General features: G+C 51.8%; 17 protein-coding genes. 6 read left to right on the forward strand and 11 right to left on the reverse strand.

Annotated features, from left to right (window positions below; all coding sequences use genetic code 11):
* Positions 1–4: 4 nt before the first annotated feature.
* The 3 genes from RSA72_RS03645 to RSA72_RS03655 all read right to left on the reverse strand — a co-directional run bounded on the left by RSA72_RS03645 (position 5) and on the right by RSA72_RS03655 (position 2194).
* Positions 5–484: an NfeD family protein gene (locus tag RSA72_RS03645; RefSeq protein WP_332621948.1), complete on the reverse strand. Its 480-nt coding sequence runs from the start codon at positions 482–484 to the stop codon at positions 5–7.
* A gap of 99 nt (positions 485–583) precedes the next feature.
* Positions 584–1501: a patatin-like phospholipase family protein gene (locus RSA72_RS03650; protein ID WP_332621947.1), complete on the reverse strand. Its 918-nt coding sequence runs from the start codon at positions 1499–1501 to the stop codon at positions 584–586.
* A gap of 66 nt (positions 1502–1567) precedes the next feature.
* A complete protein-coding gene (locus RSA72_RS03655) occupies positions 1568–2194 on the reverse strand; it encodes a 1-acyl-sn-glycerol-3-phosphate acyltransferase (protein WP_332621946.1) in 627 nt (208 codons plus the stop codon).
* 145 nt (positions 2195–2339) lie between these two features.
* Here RSA72_RS03655 and RSA72_RS03660 point away from each other — a divergent pair, with 145 nt between their 5' ends.
* Positions 2340–3620 (forward strand): MFS transporter, encoded by a 1281-nt coding sequence (locus RSA72_RS03660; protein ID WP_332621945.1) that lies wholly within the window; start codon positions 2340–2342, stop codon positions 3618–3620.
* Positions 3621–3667: 47 nt separating this feature from the next.
* Here the strand turns inward: RSA72_RS03660 and RSA72_RS03665 are convergent, their stop codons facing one another.
* Complete coding sequence (locus tag RSA72_RS03665) at positions 3668–4432, reverse strand: DUF481 domain-containing protein (protein WP_332621944.1); 765 nt, start codon at positions 4430–4432, stop codon at positions 3668–3670.
* A gap of 267 nt (positions 4433–4699) precedes the next feature.
* Here RSA72_RS03665 and RSA72_RS03670 point away from each other — a divergent pair, with 267 nt between their 5' ends.
* The 4 genes from RSA72_RS03670 (at position 4700) to RSA72_RS03685 (ending at position 10662) form a co-directional block, all read left to right on the forward strand.
* On the forward strand, positions 4700–6688 hold the full coding sequence (locus RSA72_RS03670) for a TonB-dependent receptor plug domain-containing protein (protein WP_332621943.1): 1989 nt from the start codon (positions 4700–4702) through the stop codon (positions 6686–6688).
* Positions 6689–6981: 293 nt separating this feature from the next.
* Positions 6982–8652 carry a phosphoethanolamine transferase gene (locus RSA72_RS03675; RefSeq protein ID WP_332632771.1) on the forward strand — a complete coding sequence of 557 codons (1671 nt, stop codon included), beginning with the start codon at positions 6982–6984 and terminating at the stop codon, positions 8650–8652.
* 3 nt (positions 8653–8655) lie between these two features.
* Entirely contained in the window at positions 8656–9336 is a 681-nt protein-coding gene (locus RSA72_RS03680) for a response regulator transcription factor (protein ID WP_332622968.1), read from the forward strand.
* A gap of 18 nt (positions 9337–9354) precedes the next feature.
* Positions 9355–10662, forward strand: coding sequence for an ATP-binding protein (locus tag RSA72_RS03685; RefSeq protein WP_332622971.1), 1308 nt, complete (start codon positions 9355–9357; stop codon positions 10660–10662).
* On the opposite strand, the gene RSA72_RS03690 is transcribed toward RSA72_RS03685, so the two are convergent.
* The 7 genes from RSA72_RS03690 to RSA72_RS03720 form a co-directional block, all read right to left on the reverse strand.
* On the reverse strand, positions 10659–11339 hold the full coding sequence (locus tag RSA72_RS03690; RefSeq protein ID WP_332622967.1) for a phosphatase PAP2 family protein: 681 nt from the start codon (positions 11337–11339) through the stop codon (positions 10659–10661). The two genes, RSA72_RS03685 and RSA72_RS03690, sit on opposite strands and share 4 nt — an antisense overlap.
* Positions 11340–11556: 217 nt before the next feature.
* Positions 11557–12744: an ammonium transporter gene (locus RSA72_RS03695; RefSeq protein ID WP_332622966.1), complete on the reverse strand. Its 1188-nt coding sequence runs from the start codon at positions 12742–12744 to the stop codon at positions 11557–11559.
* A gap of 458 nt (positions 12745–13202) precedes the next feature.
* Positions 13203–13928 (reverse strand): amino acid ABC transporter ATP-binding protein, encoded by a 726-nt coding sequence (locus tag RSA72_RS03700; protein WP_332622965.1) that lies wholly within the window; start codon positions 13926–13928, stop codon positions 13203–13205.
* Between the two features lie 14 nt (positions 13929–13942).
* The gene (locus tag RSA72_RS03705) at positions 13943–14626 is read right to left on the reverse strand and encodes an ABC transporter permease subunit (RefSeq protein ID WP_332622964.1); all 684 of its coding nucleotides are present in this window, start codon (positions 14624–14626) and stop codon (positions 13943–13945) included.
* A complete protein-coding gene (locus RSA72_RS03710) occupies positions 14626–15369 on the reverse strand; it encodes an amino acid ABC transporter permease (protein WP_332622962.1) in 744 nt (247 codons plus the stop codon). The genes RSA72_RS03705 and RSA72_RS03710 overlap by 1 nt, the downstream gene beginning before the upstream one ends.
* A 61-nt stretch (positions 15370–15430) precedes the next feature.
* A complete protein-coding gene (locus tag RSA72_RS03715; protein WP_332622960.1) occupies positions 15431–16372 on the reverse strand; it encodes a transporter substrate-binding domain-containing protein in 942 nt (313 codons plus the stop codon).
* Positions 16373–16962: 590 nt separating this feature from the next.
* A complete protein-coding gene (locus RSA72_RS03720) occupies positions 16963–17499 on the reverse strand; it encodes a hypothetical protein (protein ID WP_332622959.1) in 537 nt (178 codons plus the stop codon).
* Between the two features lie 137 nt (positions 17500–17636).
* On the opposite strand from RSA72_RS03720, the gene RSA72_RS03725 reads away from it, so the two are divergent.
* A partial coding sequence (locus tag RSA72_RS03725; protein ID WP_332632773.1) for a molecular chaperone DnaJ occupies positions 17637–18653 on the forward strand: 1017 nt, incomplete at its 3' end.

An 18653-nucleotide genomic window follows, 5' to 3' on the forward strand; every position in this document is an offset into this window, starting at 1 on the left:
TTATTTACTCACTTTTTTCGTTGTCAGTTGGCTTGTGCAGCTGCACAACCAGGTCATTGCCCAAAATATCCACAACGCGGACACGGTCGCCCACTTGAACGGCAGATAAGCTGCGGCAGTTCCATTCGTCAGCGCCTAAAACCGGCATCGGGAAACGCACTTTAATCTGCTCATGATCCAGATTGATTTGAATCACCATGCCGACTTGGCCAATGGTGGCTTCACGCGGCATTCCCGCTTTGGTTTTATCGGTGGACAGGGGCTTAATGAATTTGAACCAGGCAAGGGTGCATAAAATGGACAGAATCATCCATGTCACCAGTTGGGTGGTGGTGCCCATCATTGGAAACAGGAAATACAGAATGCCGACCATGATGGCGCCAATGCCAAACCAAAGGGCCGCAAATGCAGGCAGCAGCAATTCAGATAGGATCAGCAAAACGCCTAAAACAAACCAGTGCCAAGGTTCTAAAACAAATTCCATACATCTACTCGTGTATTGCTGTAATTGATATAGATGGACAAGCATCTATATCAATGTAGCAGATGAATAAGTTTTTGAATATTTAAAAAACCGCTTAAATTAAAATTTAGCGGCCGGGGCTGGCTTCAAGGCGGCCGGCGAGGCTCTGAAATCCGCAACGGCTTTCTGAATGGCGCGGATTTTCAGCTGGGCGGCTTTTTCGCCTTCCAGAATGGTCGCATTGCTGGACTTGAGGTCTAAAGTGCCGATATGGCCCACTTTAGGCTGAATCACGATATTGGCCTGCCCCAGCTCCTGATTGATGCTCTGCTGGCCCATGATGTTCAGGGTTTGATCCAGCACGCCGAACATATTCAGGGCCTTGCTGCCGTCCGGCCGCGCGGAAATATCAATGGCGATGATGATGTCTGCGCCCATGTCCTTGGCGGTTTTAACCGGGATCGGGCTGACCAGCCCGCCATCGACATATTTCAGCCCGCCAATTGTTGCGGGAACAAAGACATTCGGAATGCTGCAGGAAGCGCGCACCGCCTGTCCGGCATTGCCTTTAATAAAGTCGGCTTTGCGGCCGTTGTCCAAGCGCGTTGCCACCGCGGCGAAGCGGATCGGGAACTGCTCAATCGGCTTGCCGCCGACATTTTTATTCACATAGTCCTGCAGCTTCTGCCCCAGAATGACCCCTTGGCGGTTCAGCGTCAGGTCACGAATATCGGATTCCTGAAAGCTGAGCGCAATCTGCTGCAGCTGATACGGGGTTTTGCCGCTGGCGTACAGGCTGCCGACAAAACTGCCAGCGCTGGTGCCGGTCACAATTTTCGGCTTGATGCCGTGCGATTCTAAAACTTTTAAAACGCCGATATGCGCAAAGCCTTTGGCGCCTCCGCCGCCCAGAGCCACGGCAATAACCGGCTCGCGGGCTTTAATCGGCGCGGTTTTTGCCGGGGTTTTGACGGCTTTATCGCAGCCGGCCAGGCTGAGGGCTAACATGCCGATTAAAGAGTAATGCAGTAATTTCATAAAATTTAAAACAGGACAAAGTATGTACAGAATGGTGCACATCTCAGCAAAAAAACGCCATTTTGGCTAGCGGTTTTTCCATCGCTTTTGTAACGGCTGGGCCAGCCAGTCCGGATTTTTAGGCGAAAAATGGCCTTCATAGCGCTGCAAAATCTGTTCTAAATCCTGCGCATAGTTGCCTGTCGGCTCAAATACGCCTAAGCAGTGAATGGCCTTTTTTGCATAGTCAAAGGAGAACATCACAATCGGGATCTGCGCTTCATAGGCGATATAGTAGAAGCCGCTTTTAATCTGCGCCGCCTGCTTGCGGGTGCCTTCCGGCGCCATGCCGATCCAGATTTTATCCTTGGCGTGAACAATTTCGGCAATCTGCCTAGTGAGGCCTTGCTGGCTGGCGCGGTTGACCGGAATCACGCCAATCCACTGCAGCAGCGGCTTTAAGGGGGTATTGAATAAGGTGTGCTTGCCGAAAATAGTGATTTGAATGCCAAGGCCCAGCAAGGCAGTAAAGCCGTGCCATGCATCAATATTTGAAGTATGCGGGGAGATGATCGCGACAGCTTTGGGCAGATTGGGAAATTCGCCGTCAAAGCTCCAGCCCTGCGCCAGAAAAATGCGCTTGAACAGCTGCCTGCTCAGCGCGGAACCGCGCGCAGGCACTTGATCCGGCAACACTGGAAAATGCTGAGTCATTGTTTTTATCGTATTTGCGGGTTCACTTAATTTATCATAAGCCTGTGAGTTGAGCGCAGCATTGGCAGGATTGAGCAGTTTTAGCCCCGGTTTTGCTCATTTGCGCCATGATCAATCTGCAGAATTAACCGCCAAGGGATGCTTCATGCTTCAGATGCGCAATATTTATGTGCTGCTGTTTTCACTGTACTGGGCGCAAGGCCTGCCTGTGGGCTTTATGACCCATGCCTTGCCGGTGATTTTAAGGGCGCAGGGCGTATCTCTGGCGCATATTGGCGGCTTTGGCCTATTGATGCTGCCGTGGTCGCTAAAAATTTTCTGGGCGCCGTGGGTTGACCGGCTGGGAATCTCGAATATCGGGCATTACCGCTCGTGGATTATTCCCGCGCAGCTGCTGACGGTGCTGGTGCTGATCGGGCTGTCTTTCCTGCCGATTCAGGCTTTGAATCAGCCGGCGTACCTGCTGGTGTTTTTTGCGGCGCTGCTGAGCATGAACTTTATTGGCGCAACACAGGATATTGCCACTGACGGCTTGGCGGTGAATATACTGCAAGGCGGGCAGCAGCACTGGGGCAATACCTTTCAGGTGATCGGTTCGCGCCTGGGCTTTATTGCCGGCGGCGGCGCGGTGCTGTGGGCGCTGGACTGGCTGCAGTGGCAGCCGACTTTCCTGCTGCTGGCGGGGCTGGTCTTGATCAATACGCTGCCGGTTTTATTCTATAAAGAGCCGGCCCATCCGGATAAGATATTGGCAAATGCCGGCCATGCCAAGGCCGGAAAAATCAGCTGGGCGGCGGCGCGGCGCTATCTGGCCTATTTTTTTCAGACGCCGGAACTGCGCCTTTGGCTGCAGGTGCTGCTGACCTTTAAAATTGCAGACGGCTTAACCGGCCCTGTGCTGAAGCCGTTAATGGTGGATTTAGGGCTGAGCTTTTCGCAGATTGGCATTTATGTCACCATGCTGGGCGCATGCGCAGCCTTAGCCGGCGCAGGCATTGCGGGCATGGCCTTGAAATGGCTGCCGCGCTTTCAGGCGCTGCTGGCCTTTTCAGTTTTGAAAATAGCCAGTTTAGCCGCCTATGCATGGCTGGCTTGGCGGTATGAGGCCGGGCAAGCCATCCAGCCGCGGGTTATTTATGCGGTAAACGCCGCCGAAGACATGCTGTCCGCCATGCTGCTGGTGGTCATGCTGACGGTCATCATGCAGTACAGCCGCAGGCAGATGGCCGGCACAGATTTCACTTTTCAGGTGGCGCTTATGGCGGCGGTCAGCGGCGGGCTGTACAGCATCAGCGGCATTGCAGCGGACTGGCTGGGATACAGCCGCTATTTAAGCGGCATTGTATTGCTGGCGGCGTTTTGCCTGATTCCAGTGTACCGCTGGGGCGCTAACCATGCGGGCAGGAACTCAGCGCCGGATGCATGAAAAATTGCGCCGGGCGCTGCTTCTGCGCCCAGCCATTTATTTTGAAATCAGTAACTGTATTTCATCCCGACGGATAGCAAAGAATCCCGGCTGTTGCCAGAATCCGCCAAGGTGTCTTTAAGCTGATAGCTCATCACGGCGGAGATGGTTTCTGTCAGATTTGCGCTGATGCTGCTTCTGGAGCGCAGAACCTGAGATTCATCGCCGAATTCATAGCCGAGATCCTGATTAAACCGAACGGTGTCATTGAACTGGTACTGATAATACAGCCCCAGTGTGCCAATCAGTTCATGCGCATCGGCGTATGGAAAGTCACGCGCTTTGCTGTGGCGGTATCCTGTGCCCAGTTCAGTCGTCAGGCTCTGCTTCTGGGTTTTAATCAAGTCCAGTCCAATGCCGCCGGTCAGCGCAATCTGATAATCCAGAGAACTGGAAAGATCCTTATCGCCCTGCAGCTTCAGGTACTGATACGCTGTATCGGTGCTTCTGTACAGCAGCTTGCCGGCCAGCATGTAGCGTTCCACATTATTGCTGGAGTCGCCGTCATCGTTTGTGCTGACCGCTTCAGCGCGCAGCTCCTGTCCCCAGATGCCGGCCTGGCGCTGAAACAGCAGATGGGCGGCAAGATTTTCCTTGCTGCTGCTTTTGCCTCCTGATTTGGAGCTGTTCAGCAGATAGCCTGCGTCTGCATCCAGCCGGTACGGCTTATTGTCCTTCACTTCAATTTTTCCGGTATTGGTGCGCGAAGGGCCCAAGTCTGCATAGGCAAGGCAGGGAAGGCCGGCCAGAAGGGCCGCTGCAGCATATTTCATTTATTCTCCAATTTAATCATCATCTTAAAGTAAAAAAATCGTGCCTGGCATGATAAATAGATCATGGCCTGATCTCAATCCTTAAACAGCTAAACCTGCCGGATATGGCGAGGATGATCAATAAAGCAGCCTTTTTCAGCCTGTTCCGGCGGACTGGAACAGACGCCGTAGGCCGAGGCTGTTTCATATTGAAACAGAATATTGCAAAAGCGATACAATAATATATAATTGATAATAATTATCACTAAGATTATTGCTCTTTATAATATGCCCAATAAAACCATTTTTACCCGGAATCTCCTGACCGTCTCTATCCACTGCCTGCTGGGGCTTGGCCTATTTTCAAGCTACAGCCATGCGCAGGAAGCAGCGCCGGAAAGGCTGGCGACCATTACGGTCACGGCCACGCAAACTGAGCATAGCCAAAAAAGCGCGCCAGCCAGCATCAGCATCATCACGCAGGAAGATTTAGCAAAGCGTCCAGTATATGACTTGGCCGATGCGCTGCAGAATACCGCAGGCATTCATATCAACAGCTCATCCGCCTATGGGCGTGAGGAAATTAAAATCCGCGGCATGGATGCGGACTACACCTTAATTCTGGTGAACGGGCGCCGGGTCAATTCCAGAGATGTTCTGACCTCAGACTATTCCAACGATTTTGACTTGTCTTCCATTCCTCTGGCTGCGGTAGAGCGCATTGAAGTAGTGCGCGGCCCAATGTCTTCACTGTATGGGGCAGATGCCTTGGGCGGCGTGGTCAACGTTATTCTGAAAAAGCCAAGCGATCAATTTGAAGCTGCCCTGAACTACAGCTATGAAATGCCCACAGAGGGCGATGACGGCGCTGCGCACAAGGCCAGCGCTTATGTCAGCGGCAGCCTGATTGAAAACAAGCTGCTGGCCAATCTGGTGCTGGAAGGCATCGATCAGCAGGCATGGCGTTCGGAACAGAGCGAGTATAAAAATACCGATGCGGCGGAAAAGCGCAAAGGCCTGAGTGTTATGTCCAATGTAAGCTGGCTGATTGATGATCATCAGACTTTGGACATTGACCTGACGCACCGTACAGATGACCGCAAAGCCCAGTGGAATAACTCCGGCAGATCGTTCCCGATCAATATTCAGGAAATGGAGCGCAGCAGCGCCGGCCTGACCTATTCGGCCAACTGGAATGAAGTCACCAGCCGCCTGCGCTATTATTATGAGCGCGTGGACTTAATGGATGATTCGGAGCTGATGACCGCTCTGGCGAAGAAAACCGGGGATGTACAGCAGACCAACCATACCATTGACGGGCAGCTCAGCCGCGCGCTGGGCGAGCAGCATCTGCTGACGGCGGGCGCGGAATTCCGCAAAACTGAGCTGAGCCATAACCAGAATTTAAATAGGGATATTTCTGCAGATCAAAGCGCTTTTTACCTGCAGGATGAGTGGAAGCTGGGCCGACTGGCATTGACTTTGGGCGGCCGCCTTGATGACTTTGAAAACTTCGGCAGCGAGTTCAGCCCGCGCTTTTACAGTGTTTACCAAGTCACAGATCAGTTTAATTTAAAAGGCGGCGCGGGCAAGTCATTTAAGGCGCCAAGCATTTCGCAGTCTGATCCGACCTATGCCGTACTGTCTTGCCGCGGCGACTGCCATCTTGTCGGCAACCCTGACCTGCAGCCTGAAACCGCGGTCAGTTATGAATTTGGCGGCGTGTATGAAAATGACCGTTTCTACGCAAGCCTAATGTATTTTAATAATGACATTAAAAACATGATTGTGGCCGACAGGTGGGACCGGAAAATTGGCTACATGCCGCCGCTGATGACTTATACCAATATTCATTCTGCTTCTGTCAAAGGAGTAGAGCTGGAAAGCCAGTACAGCCTGAATGATGCCTTGGGCGTCAAGCTGAATTACACCTATTCGGACGGCAAAAATAAAGATACCGACAAGGAGTTGGATTACAGCCCGCGCCATAGCGGCAATATGAGCTGGGATTGGCAGGTGAATGACGCGTTCGGGCTGAACTTAAATTATCAATATACCGGCAGCCAAATGCTGCAGGTGCCTGCGCTGTCCAAGAGCCAGAAATCAGATGCCTACCATACTGTAGGTCTCAGCGGGCATTATCAGTTCAATCCGGGCTTCAGCCTGCAGGCCGGCCTGAAGAATTTAACCAATACCAAGCGCGATGAAGTGGCGCGCTCGATTGACCATATCCTGATGGGCAGAACGGCTTTCGTTGGCTTTAATTTTAAATATTAATCCGGCATTGAAGCATTCGGCAGGTTCCATAGGCCCGCGCTTAAGATAAAATTGGGCCGCGAAAGCCCCGCTGTTTTCATAAACAGCGGGGCTTTGCAAATCAGGCATTGCTGGCATATCAGCTTTGCTTTCCCAGCCAGCCGCGCAGGCTGGCTTTTCTCATTCTGACGATTTTAATTGATTTTTTTCAGCCTCTTAAAAAGGCGCTGTGTTAAAAAAACTAGTATCTTTAAGCCAGTTTTAAGTTTGCGCGTTTAATTTATAATCATCCAGAAAAGCCGATGATATGCACGATGCTGAATACATTTTCCCTGCTGAAGAAAAAGATCCCGCCTATTTCACTGGGCATGTTTAATCTCATTGTCGTATTGTGGCTGAGCCTTGCTTTAAATATCAGTTTTTATCAGAAAATCGCCAAGCTTACGCCTTATAGCGGGCTGAAAGCGCAGCTGTTTCTGGCGGCTACTGTTCTGGTGGTGACGGCTTTATACAATGTGCTGCTGCAGCTGTTCCACTGGCGCTGGAATGCAAAGCTATTGGCATCGGCCTTAATCTTTATTGGCGGCTTCAGTGCTTATTTTGTGTCCAGCTTAGGCGCAGTGATCTCGCCGGATCAAATTCAGAACATCATGCAGACCGACGCGCGGGAAATGCGCGATTTGACCTCCGTCCGCTTCATTTTATGGAGCATTTTTCTGGTCATACTGCCCATAGGCATCATCAGCCAGATCCCCATTAAAAAAGAGCCGGCTCCTAAGCTGCTGCTGAAAAAGCTGCTGCATATTGCCGGATCATTTGCCATTTTAGCGGGGCTGCTGTTCGTTTTTTATGTGGACTATGCGGCGATTTTCCGCGAGCACCGCGACTTAAAAGGCATGCTTTCGCCGCAGAATACCATTGCATCGACGCTGTCTTACTATCGACACCGTGCGCCTAAGCAAGACTTGCCGCTGGTCGCCTATGGCACGGATGCGCACCGCATACTGCCGGCTTCGCAAGGGCAAAAGCCGAAGCTGATGGTACTGGTGGTGGGCGAAACAGCGCGCGCGGAAAGCTTTTCCCTGAACGGCTACAGCAGGAACACCAACCCTGAACTGGCTAAGCTGGATGTGATCAACTTCAGCAAAGTCAGCTCCTGCGGCACGGCGACTGCGGTTTCAGTGCCGTGCATGTTTTCCGGCATGCCGCGCAAAGACTATGATGAGCAGCTGGCCAGTCACCGCGAAGGCTTGCTGGATATTGCCCAGCGCGCCGGCTATAAAGTCACTTGGATCGACAATAACTCGGGCTGCAAAGGCGCTTGTGACCGCGTTGAGCAGTGGCAGTTCCCGGCAGAATTGCAGAAGAAATGGTGCGCATCTAACGGCGAATGCCATGATGAGATTTTAGTCGATGCCTTGAAGCATTATATTGCCGGCATTCCGGAACAGGACGCCGCGCCGCGCTTGATTGTGCTGCATCAGATCGGCAGCCACGGGCCGGCGTATTATGAGCGTTCAACCGCGCCGTTCCAGCCGTTCAAGCCTTCCTGCGACACCAACGCGATTCAGGGCTGCACGCAGGCGGAACTGATAAACAGCTATGACAACTCGATTGTCTACACCGACCATGTGCTCAGCGGCCTGATTCATGCGCTGCAGGATAATCCGAAATATCAGGCCGGCTTCTGGTATCTGTCGGATCACGGCGAATCCACAGGCGAACACGGCATGTACCTGCACGGCGCGCCGTATGCGATTGCGCCGCAGCAGCAAACCCATGTGCCGATGCTGATGTGGTTCTCGCCTGAATGGAAAGCGCAAAATGCGCAGCGAATGGCTTGCTTAAGCGCTCAAAAAAGCCAAGAATTGAGCCAGGACAATTTATTTCCAAGCCTGCTCAGCCTGCTGGGAGTGCAGAGCCAGGTGATTGATCCGCAATATGACATGCTGAAAAACTGCGCGCCGGCAAAATCGGGAACCTAATACATGACGAAAATACTGATCATTGAAGATGACTTTATGATTGCGGAGTCGACCCAGACCTTGCTGCAATATCAGGGCTTTGATGTGGAGTGGGTGAATAACGGCATAGACGGCCTGAAACGCATTCAGCAGGGGCAGATTGATGCCGTGCTGCTGGATTTGGGCCTGCCGATGATGGACGGCATGCAGGTGCTGAAGCAGATCCGGCTGGCCAAGCCGGCTTTGCCGGTGCTGATTATTTCCGCGCGCGATCAGCTGCAGCAGCGGGTGGATGGCCTGAATCACGGCGCGGATGATTATCTGATTAAGCCTTACGAATTTGATGAGCTGCTGGCGCGCATTCAGGCGCTGCTGCGGCGCAGCGGCCAGACGGCTGCGCAGAACAGCCCGGCGGCATTGATTTACGGCGATCTGGTGCTGGATGTTGAACAGCGCCTGGCCAAGTTCAAGGGCGAATACCTGGATCTGTCCAACCGTGAATGGGCTATTCTGATTCCGCTGGTCAGCCATCCGAATAAAATTTTTTCCAAATCGAATCTGGAAGACAAGCTGTACGATTTTGACAGCGACATCAGCAGCAACACCATTGAAGTGTATGTGCATCATTTAAGAAACAAGCTGGGCAAGGATTTCATCCGCACCATCCGCGGCTTGGGCTACCGGCTGGGACAGCTGCAGGGGTAGGAAAGCATGCCTGTGCAAATGCGCAATTCACTGAAAAGAAAGCTGATTCTCTATACGTCATTTTTCAGCCTGATGCTGGGCTGCGTGCTGATGCTGTCAGCCTACAAAATTTCACTGCAGGAAACCAATGAAATTCTGGATGCGCAGATGCAGAATCTGGCCGAACGGGTAGCCAGCCATGATCCGGGGCCGGTCACAAGCGATTTTGACCCCGCCAAGAATTATCATGAAGAAGACTTATTTGTGGATGTCTGGTCTTATGCAGAGCCGATCCGCCAGCATCATGAATTCAACCTGCTGGTTCAGCCGCTTCAGCAGGCCGGATTTTATACCCACCAAACCGAGCAGGGTACATGGCGCATCTATGTGCTGCCTTTAAAAAATCATCAGGTTCAGGTCAGCCAGCAGCTGTCGGTGCGGCAGAATCTGGCTTTGGAGCTGGCCGGCAGCATGTTTATCCCGTACTTGCTGTTCATGCCTTTCGCCATTTGGGGGCTGAGCTGGATGATCGGCCGGATTCTGCAGCCGCTGGATGACTTTAAAGCCGAACTGGCGCAGCGCGGCTCCAAGGAGCTGCAGCCGATTTTAACTCAGGATTATCCGCTGGAAATTATTCCGACCATTGAGGAAATGAACAGCCTGTTCGGGCGGATTTCCGCCGCCCAGCTGGAGCAGCGCCAGTTCATTGCTGATGCGGCGCATGAACTGCGCACGCCGATTACCGCGCTGAATCTGCAGACCAAAGTACTGCTGCAGGAGTTTCCTGAGCATGAAGCATTGAAAAGATTAAGCCGGGGCCTGATCCGCATGCAGCATTTGGCGGCGCAGCTGCTGAATTTAGCCCAGCAGGATGCGTCAGCCGCTGTGTCCGGCGATGCGCAGGACTTTCATCTCAATGTCACAGCGGTGAATTGCGTAGAGCAGTTGATTCATTTGGCCATGCAGAAAGACATCGATTTAGGCATGGAACGTCAGGAAAGCGTGCAGATTCACAGTCAGGAAGCGGCGGTGCATTCGATTATTTACAATTTAATTGATAATGCCATTAAGTACACGCCGGCGCAGGGCATCATCAACGTGTCGGTTTATGCGCAGGACGGCATGGCGGTGATTCAGGTGGAGGACAGCGGGCCGGGCATTGACCCGAAGCTGCATGAGCAGATTTTAAAGCGCTTTTACCGCGTGCATCATCATCAGGAAATGGGCAGCGGCCTGGGCCTGGCGATTGTTGACAAAGCCGTTGAGCGCCTGCACGGCCGGCTCAGTTTTGGCGCCAGCGCCAGCTTAGGCGGCCTGCAGGTCAATGTGCAGCTGCCGCTGCGCTAGCGCTGAGTCCGCTGGGCAAAATGCCGGTAAGTCAGGGCGTAAACAGCGGCATTGATGCACCAGACCACCCAGGCCGTCCATAAATTATGGCTCAGGAAATGCGCGCCGCGCATCATCTGCGCCCAGCCCATGGCGAAGCCGAGAATCAGCCCGGAACCCAGATAGAAACAGGCTTTTTTAGGCTGGCTCAGCCGGTAGGCAAAATAGCCGGTCATCAGCGCGAAGCCGGCCGAGGCATGGCCGCCGGGAAAACAGTGGCCTTTTTCTGCCTGAAAGTCCCATAAAAAGCCATGCGGCGCCGCGGCGGTCATCGACCACGGGCAGGCGTGCGCGGACTGCGACTTTAAAATGCCGACGGCAGCCGTGCAGAGCATGGCGCTGAAGAAAAAATAGCCCAGTTCAAAGCGCTGCGCTTTGAACGGCGCATATTTGAACGCGACTAGCCACTGCAGCAGCATCAGCGCATAGGCGCCGATCAGCAGGTTTTTAACCCAGCGGTGGTTCAGCTCGGCCAAGGCCCAGGCATTGCGCAGCGGGAAACCGCCGGATTCATTCATCCACGGCTTAATCAGGCTTAAGTCCAGCGGGCCGCCGACAGGAGAAAATACCCAAAGCGCGGCGAAGCTGAACAGAAGGAAGCATCCCTGAAGAAAGATAAAGCGCTGCTGGTCTGGCATGGTGAAAGGTTTAATTCTAATGATGCGCCATTACAGCAGAAGCAGCTTAAAGCGAGCTTAAATCGAAATTAAGATGAGGGCTATTTTCATTCTTCTGCTGTGCATATCCGCCATTTTGCTTCTGCGAATAGCCCGAAAAATTAAGGAGTTTACGGTAAAACTCCTTAACTGATCAGCGCTGCCTATTCAGGGCGCTTTGACTGCGCCCTAAGCAAGGCTAGAACATATTGTCTTCAGAGTTTGCGGTAATGCGATGGACTGAAAGGTCTGCGCCGCGGAATTCTTCTTCCTGGCTGAGGCGGATGCCCATCAGCGCTTTCAGCGCGCCATAGATGATGAATCCGCCAGCCAGCGCTACAGCAATCGCCAGCGCTGTGCCAATCAGCTGCGACAACAGCGACACGCCGCCAAGTCCGCCGAGCCATTGCTGGCCAAAGATGCCGACAGCAATGCCGCCGAATGCGCCGCAGACGCCGTGCAGCGGCCAGACGCCCAGAACATCATCCACCTTCAGCTTGTTTTGAGTGTAGGTGAACAGCTGCACGAAAATCACGCCGGCGGCTGCGCCAATTGCCAGAGCGCCGACCGGATGCACCACATCGGAACCGGCGCAGATGGCGACTAAGCCGGCCAGCGGGCCGTTGTGCAGGAAGCCAGGGTCATTTTTGCCCATAAAGTTGGCGGAGAGCGTGCCACCGACCATCGCCATCAGCGAGTTGATGGCCACCAGTCCGGAAATGGCGTCCAGGCGCTGCGCGCTCATGACATTAAAGCCAAACCAGCCGACAATTAAGATCCATGAGCCTAAGGCTAAAAAAGGAATCGAAGACGGCGGATGCGCGCTGATGCGGCCATCTTTTTTATAGCGGCCATGGCGCGCGCCCAGTAAAATCACCGCTGCCAGCGCAATCCAGCCGCCCATGGCATGCACCACCACTGAACCGGCAAAGTCGTGGAAGCTGGCGCCAAAAGTGCCCTGCAGCCAGCCTTGCAGGCCAAAGTTGCCGTTCCATGCCATGCCTTCAAAGAAAGGATAGACCAGCGCCACCAGCAGCAGGGTGGCAATCGCCTGCGAGCGCATTTTGGCGCGCTCAGCAATGCCGCCGGAAATAATCGCGGGAATGGCGGCGGCGAAGGTCAGCAGAAAGAAGCAGCGCATCAGGTTGTAGCCGTGATCGGCTGATAAAGCCGGGCCTGCATGAAAGAAGTGCTGGCCATAGGCAATGTAATAGCCGGCGAAGAAGTAGGCGATGGCGGAAAGTGAAAAGTCGGTTAAAATTTTACTCAGCGCATTGACTTGGTTTTTATGGCGCACGGTGCCGAGCTCTAAAAATGCAAATCCTGCATGCATTGCCAGCACTAAAACTGCACCAAGAAGAAGAAAAAGTAAGTCAATATTTTGCATTGTGAGGTCCAATTCGGTGCTTTGTGTCACAAAAAGAAACCCAGTATATCGGTGAACGCGCTTCCGCAAAGCGTTTGCATTAAGGGAAATTTTGATTAATGCCGTTTAAAAATAAACAAGACCCGATATAAAGCAAATTGCTTCCGGCTGAACTTTTTTGGTGCGCTATGCTTAAATAAAATTTTCTATAAAATTATTAAATTTCATATAAATAAGTTTATTTTTTGGTCTGATGAATTGCAGTGTCATGCAAAGGTGCAAATTTTCGCTGCAGGCCTAAGCTGAAAGCGCGGCTAAAAATAGCCATCCTGTTTCCTGCTGCGCGACTGCACCGTGTTAAGCCATCAAACTGCTAGCCCTGCGCAGCCGATGCGCGCGGGCTTGGGCAGAAAGCAGCAGGCATAAAAAAGCAGATCCGCAGATCTGCCTTGATGCTGAAGCTCAGCTGCAGCCAAAGCTCAGTGCAGGATTTTATTCAGGAACTGCTGCGCGCGTTCGCCGCGCGGGGTATTGAAAAATTCATCCTTGGTGCAGTCTTCCACAATTCTGCCCTGATCCATAAAAATCACCCGGTTTGCCACTTGGCGCGCAAAGCCCATTTCATGGGTTACGCACATCATGGTCATGCCTTCTTTAGCCAGTTGCACCATTACATCCAGCACTTCATTGATCATTTCCGGGTCAAGCGCAGAGGTCGGCTCATCAAACAGCATGGCAATCGGGTCCATGCTCAGCGCGCGGGCAATGGCCACACGCTGCTGCTGTCCGCCGGACAGCTGTGCCGGAAATTTGGCAGCGTGCGCGCTGAGGCCCACCCGCTCCAGATAGGCCAAGCCTTTTTTCTTGGCTTCCGCCTCGGAGCGGCCCAGCACCTTGATCTGCGCAATGGTTAAATTTTCGGTAATGTTCAAATGCGGAAACAGCTCGAAATGCTGGAATACCATGCCGACCCGGCTGCGTAGCTTGGTCAGGTCAGTTTTCGGATCATTGATGGAAATGCCGTCCACTAAAATTTTGCCGGACTGAAACGGCTCCAAGCCGTTCACGGTTTTAATCAGCGTCGATTTTCCTGAGCCTGAAGGCCCGCAGACCACCACCACTTCACCCTGGCGGATTTGCGTGCTGCAGTCGGTAAGCACCTGAAAATCTTTATACCATTTGCTGACATTCTGGAGGTCAATCATTATTTTACTATCTGTCATACACTTAACCTCCGCTGTAATTTCTTAACTGCATATGTTGCGAGCATGCTGATGGTGAAGTACACCAGGCCGGCGAATATAATATATTGCGTGAGCAGCGACATTAAGTCGCCGCGGACATAGTTGGTGCGGAAAAAGTCCAGCAAGCCGATGGCATATACCATGGTGGAATCCTGAAACAGAATGATGGTCTGCTGCAGCAGCAGCGGGGTCATTTTGCGGAATGCCTGCGGCAGGATAATCAGGCGCATGGACTGGCTGTAGCTCATGCCCAGCGCATAGGCGGCCGAGGTTTGCCCCTTGGGAATGGACTGAATGCCGGCGCGGACAATTTCAGAGAAATAAGCCGCTTCAAACAGCATAAAGGCCACAATGCTGGACACCAGCGCGGTATCCATGGTCAGGTAATTGCCGGTAAGGCCGGTGTAAATAAACGGCACGGCAAAATAGAACCACATCAGCACCAGCAGCAGGGGAATGGAGCGGAACAGGTTGACATAGCTTTTGGCAAACCAGTTCAGGGCGGAAACAGACGACAGGCGCATCAGCGCCAGAAGCGTGCCGATAAACACCCCGCCAATGGTGGCTGAAATGACCACTTTCAGGGTAATGCTCAGGCCATGCCACAGCGCAGGCGCTGACAGCTGCAGGTCTTGCGTAAACGAAGCAATCCAATCCATTATTTTTCTCCCGCAATTAAGCCAGGAACACGCAGGCGCTTTTCCAGAAAGTTCATGAAGCCGATCAGGCAGACATTGATGACAATGAAAATAAGGGTAACGTAAGTGTAAATTTCGATGGTGTTCTGCGTGTATTCACTGATGGTTTTCATTTGCGAGATAATTTCCGCTACGCCGACCAGGGATGCTACAGAGGTGTTTTTGACGCAATTGGTCAGCTCAGAACTCAGCGGTGGCAAAATGGTGCGGAATGACTGCGGCAGAATGACATAGCGGTACAGCTGCGCGGTGGAAAAGCCCATGGCATAGCCGGCATTTGTCTGCCCCAATGGCAAGGCTTCAATGCCGGTGCGCACCTGTTCGCAGACCCGGGCTGCCGTGAACAGGCCCAGGCCAATGCTGGCTGAAATTAGGGCGGTGGTATTTGCGCCTAAGTCATTGATCCACCAGCTGCGGATGACCTCAGGCAGAAAATTCGGCACCACATAAAACCAGATAAACAGCTGAATCAGCAGGGGCACATTGCGGAATAGCGTGACATAGGCCGTGCCGATGGCGCGGGCTGCGGGGCTGGGCAGCGTGCGCATAATGCCTAAGATGCTGCCGAGCGCCATGGCAATGCTCCATGCCACCAGCGCAATGACCAACAGCCAGCCAATGCCCGTCAAAATCCAGTTCAGGTAAGTGCTGTCGCCTACGCCTGTGGGCTGGAACAGCACAGCCCAATTCCAACTATAATTCATATTGACTCCCTTTCGGCCTGAGTCAAACTCCTTTTGGCTCAGGCGCTGCAGTGTTTAGGGATTATGCGTCGCGGTCGTGCGGATTGCTGATAAGGGCTTTCAGCTGATCGGACATTTCAAAGTTCAGGTTAATGTTTTTAGGCGGAATCGGCGACTGGAACCATTTCTTGTACATGCCGTTAATTTCGCCGGAGCTGTAGGCGGCCTTAATCGCATCATCAACAACCTGCTTAAAGCCGGCATCGCCTTTGCGCATCATGCATCCGTAAACTTCATGAATAGGCGCCGTGCCGACAATTTCCCATTTGGCCGGGTCTTTGGCTTTGGATTTTTCGCCCGCCAGCAGGATGTCATCCATCATAAAGGCGGCCGCGCGGCCATTCTGCAGCATCAGGAACGATTCCGCATGGTCTTTGGCGGAAATCACTTCGCCAATGCCCAGCTCTTTTTCGTGCTGGCGGATATAGCGCTCAGAGGTTGTGCCTGCGGTGGTGACCAGCTTTTTGCCTTTCAAGTCCGCAAAGTCTTTGACTCCGGAATCTTTTGCCGTCAGCAGGCGCGAGCCCACTTCAAAGAAGCCGACCGAAAAACCGACCTGCTGCTGGCGCTCTTTGTTGTTGGTGGTCGAGCCGCACTCTAAATCTACTGTGCCGTTAGACACCAAAGGAATGCGGTTCTGGCTGGTCACCAAATTGTAGCGGACTTTTAAATCCGGCATATTCAGCTTCTTTTTCACCGCTTCAACCACTTTCAGCTGCAGGTCATGCGCATAGCCGACCGGCTGGTTCGGATTGTCGGCAATATATGAAAAAGGAATAGAGGAGTCGCGGTAGCCCAGAACAATGGTGCCGGACTGCTTGATTTTATCCAGCGTGCCCGAAGCGGAGGCATCGCCGCCGGCAGGCTTTTCGGAAGATGGCGCTTTATTGTCGCTGCAGGCGCTCAGTCCAAGCATGAGGGCGCTGGCACAGAGCAGGGAGGTCAGGGTGCGTTGATGTGTCATGTATAAAACTCCTTTTTTATTGCGTTGCCATCAATTGCTGTAATGTGCGACGGAATCCATCCATCAATTTTCTGCGCAAAAGATGATTTATTTTATGTATGAAAAAATACATTGGATTTCATCTTAAGCGAGATGGGAAGGATTGCTCAAGCAAATTTTTTTGCGGTTTTGTTAATAGTAACTCTTTAGGATTTAAACAGTTTTTATGATCTGAAAATTGCGCTAAAAGTGCAGCATAATGCATGCCAGCTGCCCTGATTTTTCAGCGCAGACTAGACAAAAGATAGGGGCAATGGCCCGGGATGAAGCAGGCTGCGCGCAGGGGCATTTTAAAACTTCTGAGGGCCTATGCCGTGAACGCTGTAAAAAATGGATAAGGGATGTAAAAGTCCGCCAGTGGATTGAACAGAAGCCACTTTTTTACGGTTTTGGTGACTGTGCATATTGGGAATATATTGCCGGCTTTGCGCATGCCGGCGCGAAGATCCGCCGTGCAGCATGCAAAGCATTCATATAATTGGAATTCCTCAGTCAGCGGGCGGTTGCGCCGCATATTGCGGGCTTTTGCCTGCTGGAATTTGAAGGATTCGTCACTTTCCGGCTTCATAATATTTTTCAATATGCTCAATTAAACTCATGCTGAGCGCCTGAATATGCTGGCCGTGGCTGATGAGCAGGTTTTGATGCCTGAGCTGCTTCCGGTCATTCGGCTGCAGTAAATGCTGCTGCAGGATTTCTTCTGAATGAAAGAGTTCAAAGGCCAGCTGGTTCAGGCTGGCATCATAAATCTGGCTGTGCACAAAGATATGCAGTTCCTTGGCAAAGACCGGAATCAGCTCTAAATATTCGGTTTCTAAGGTATGCAGAATATTTTCCGCGCTTTGCTGGCTCTGCTGCATTTGGCTTAAAAAGTCTTCGCTGTAGCGCTTAATGCGGTATAGGGTGGGCAGCAAGGTCACAAAGTATTTTTGTTTCTGCAGGTTCTGCAGTGTCCTGTCACGCCGCATTTCCAAGCGGTTCAGATATAAAGGCACGCTGATGGCGACAAAAATGGCAATGACGGAACCGACCGCCTGCACCCATGCGGCCAGTTCTTGATTAAAGATTAAATCTGCTTGTGTTGGCATTGAATTTTCTCATTTTATTGTTGCTTTGATTGTGCCAAGTTTTAAGCAGAACGGGAATGGTATTAAGGGCCGGTTAGGGCTTTAGGGCTTGAGGATAAAAGTTCAGCTATAATTGCTCTTTTGCTTTGCGTTTTCTTATGCCTTTCGATTTAAAAATTACGCTTCAGCCGGATGTAGGGCTTTCACCCCAGCAGAAAAAATTAAATCGCTTGATTGAGCAAATTGAACGGCAAAAGCAAGAACTGGCGATATGGCAGAATGCCCAAGCGGACATTCAAAACTATACCCGCAGCAAGCTTTTGCCTATCTATACAGCGCTGCATGCGGTTTTATTTGAGCAGCTTGATGCGCTGTGGAACCGCTTAGCCAGTGATGCGTTTTCCAAGGCAGATTTAGTGCAGATCGACACTAAAATAGCGGCTTTAGCCAAGATGCTGAAAAAATCGCAGATGCTTAGCAATCCGCAAAAAGAGCAGGTAGAGAAAATTGATACTTTCTATATGCAGCATGCAGAACATGTACGCGCTAAAAAAGCCAAAGCAGGCGTAAAGCAGGATGATGATTTGCCTGCGCCTGCAGAACAAGAAATAGAAGCGGATTGGGAAAATTATGAATACGACCCAGCCCAATATGAAGCGGAACGCGAACGTGCTAGGCAGGTTAAACAGCAAGAAAAACGTAAGCAAGCTGCCAAAATGGCAGAGCAGTCGCTTAAAACCGTGTATTTAAAAATTACCGCGATGATCCACCCTGACCGTGAGCCTGATGAAGCGAAAAAACTAGAAAAAACTGAACTGCTGCAGAAGGTGAATGAGGCTTATGCAGGGCAGGATTTATTTTATTTGCTGAAACTGCAGTTACAGCTGGAGACTAATAAGGGCTTGAGCTCAAAGGCTTTAAGCCCTGAACAAGTGAAATTTTATCAGCTGTCTTTGGAAGCACAGAGTCAGAATTTGCAAACTCAGTTAGAGGAAATTTTCGCGTCTTTTCATTTGAGCAGCCATGTTAATACTAAACAGCTCAAAATGAGTGATGTGTATAAGGTGATTGATAAGGATGCTGCTGAGTTAAAGCAGCAGTTGAAGTGGGAAAAGGAACGTTTAAAGCATATGAAAAAGGTGAGTGGGGTAGAGATGTTGTTGGGGCATGGGGTG

Source organism: Acinetobacter sp., from assembly GCF_036659555.1.
GTDB lineage: Bacteria > Pseudomonadota > Gammaproteobacteria > Pseudomonadales > Moraxellaceae > Acinetobacter.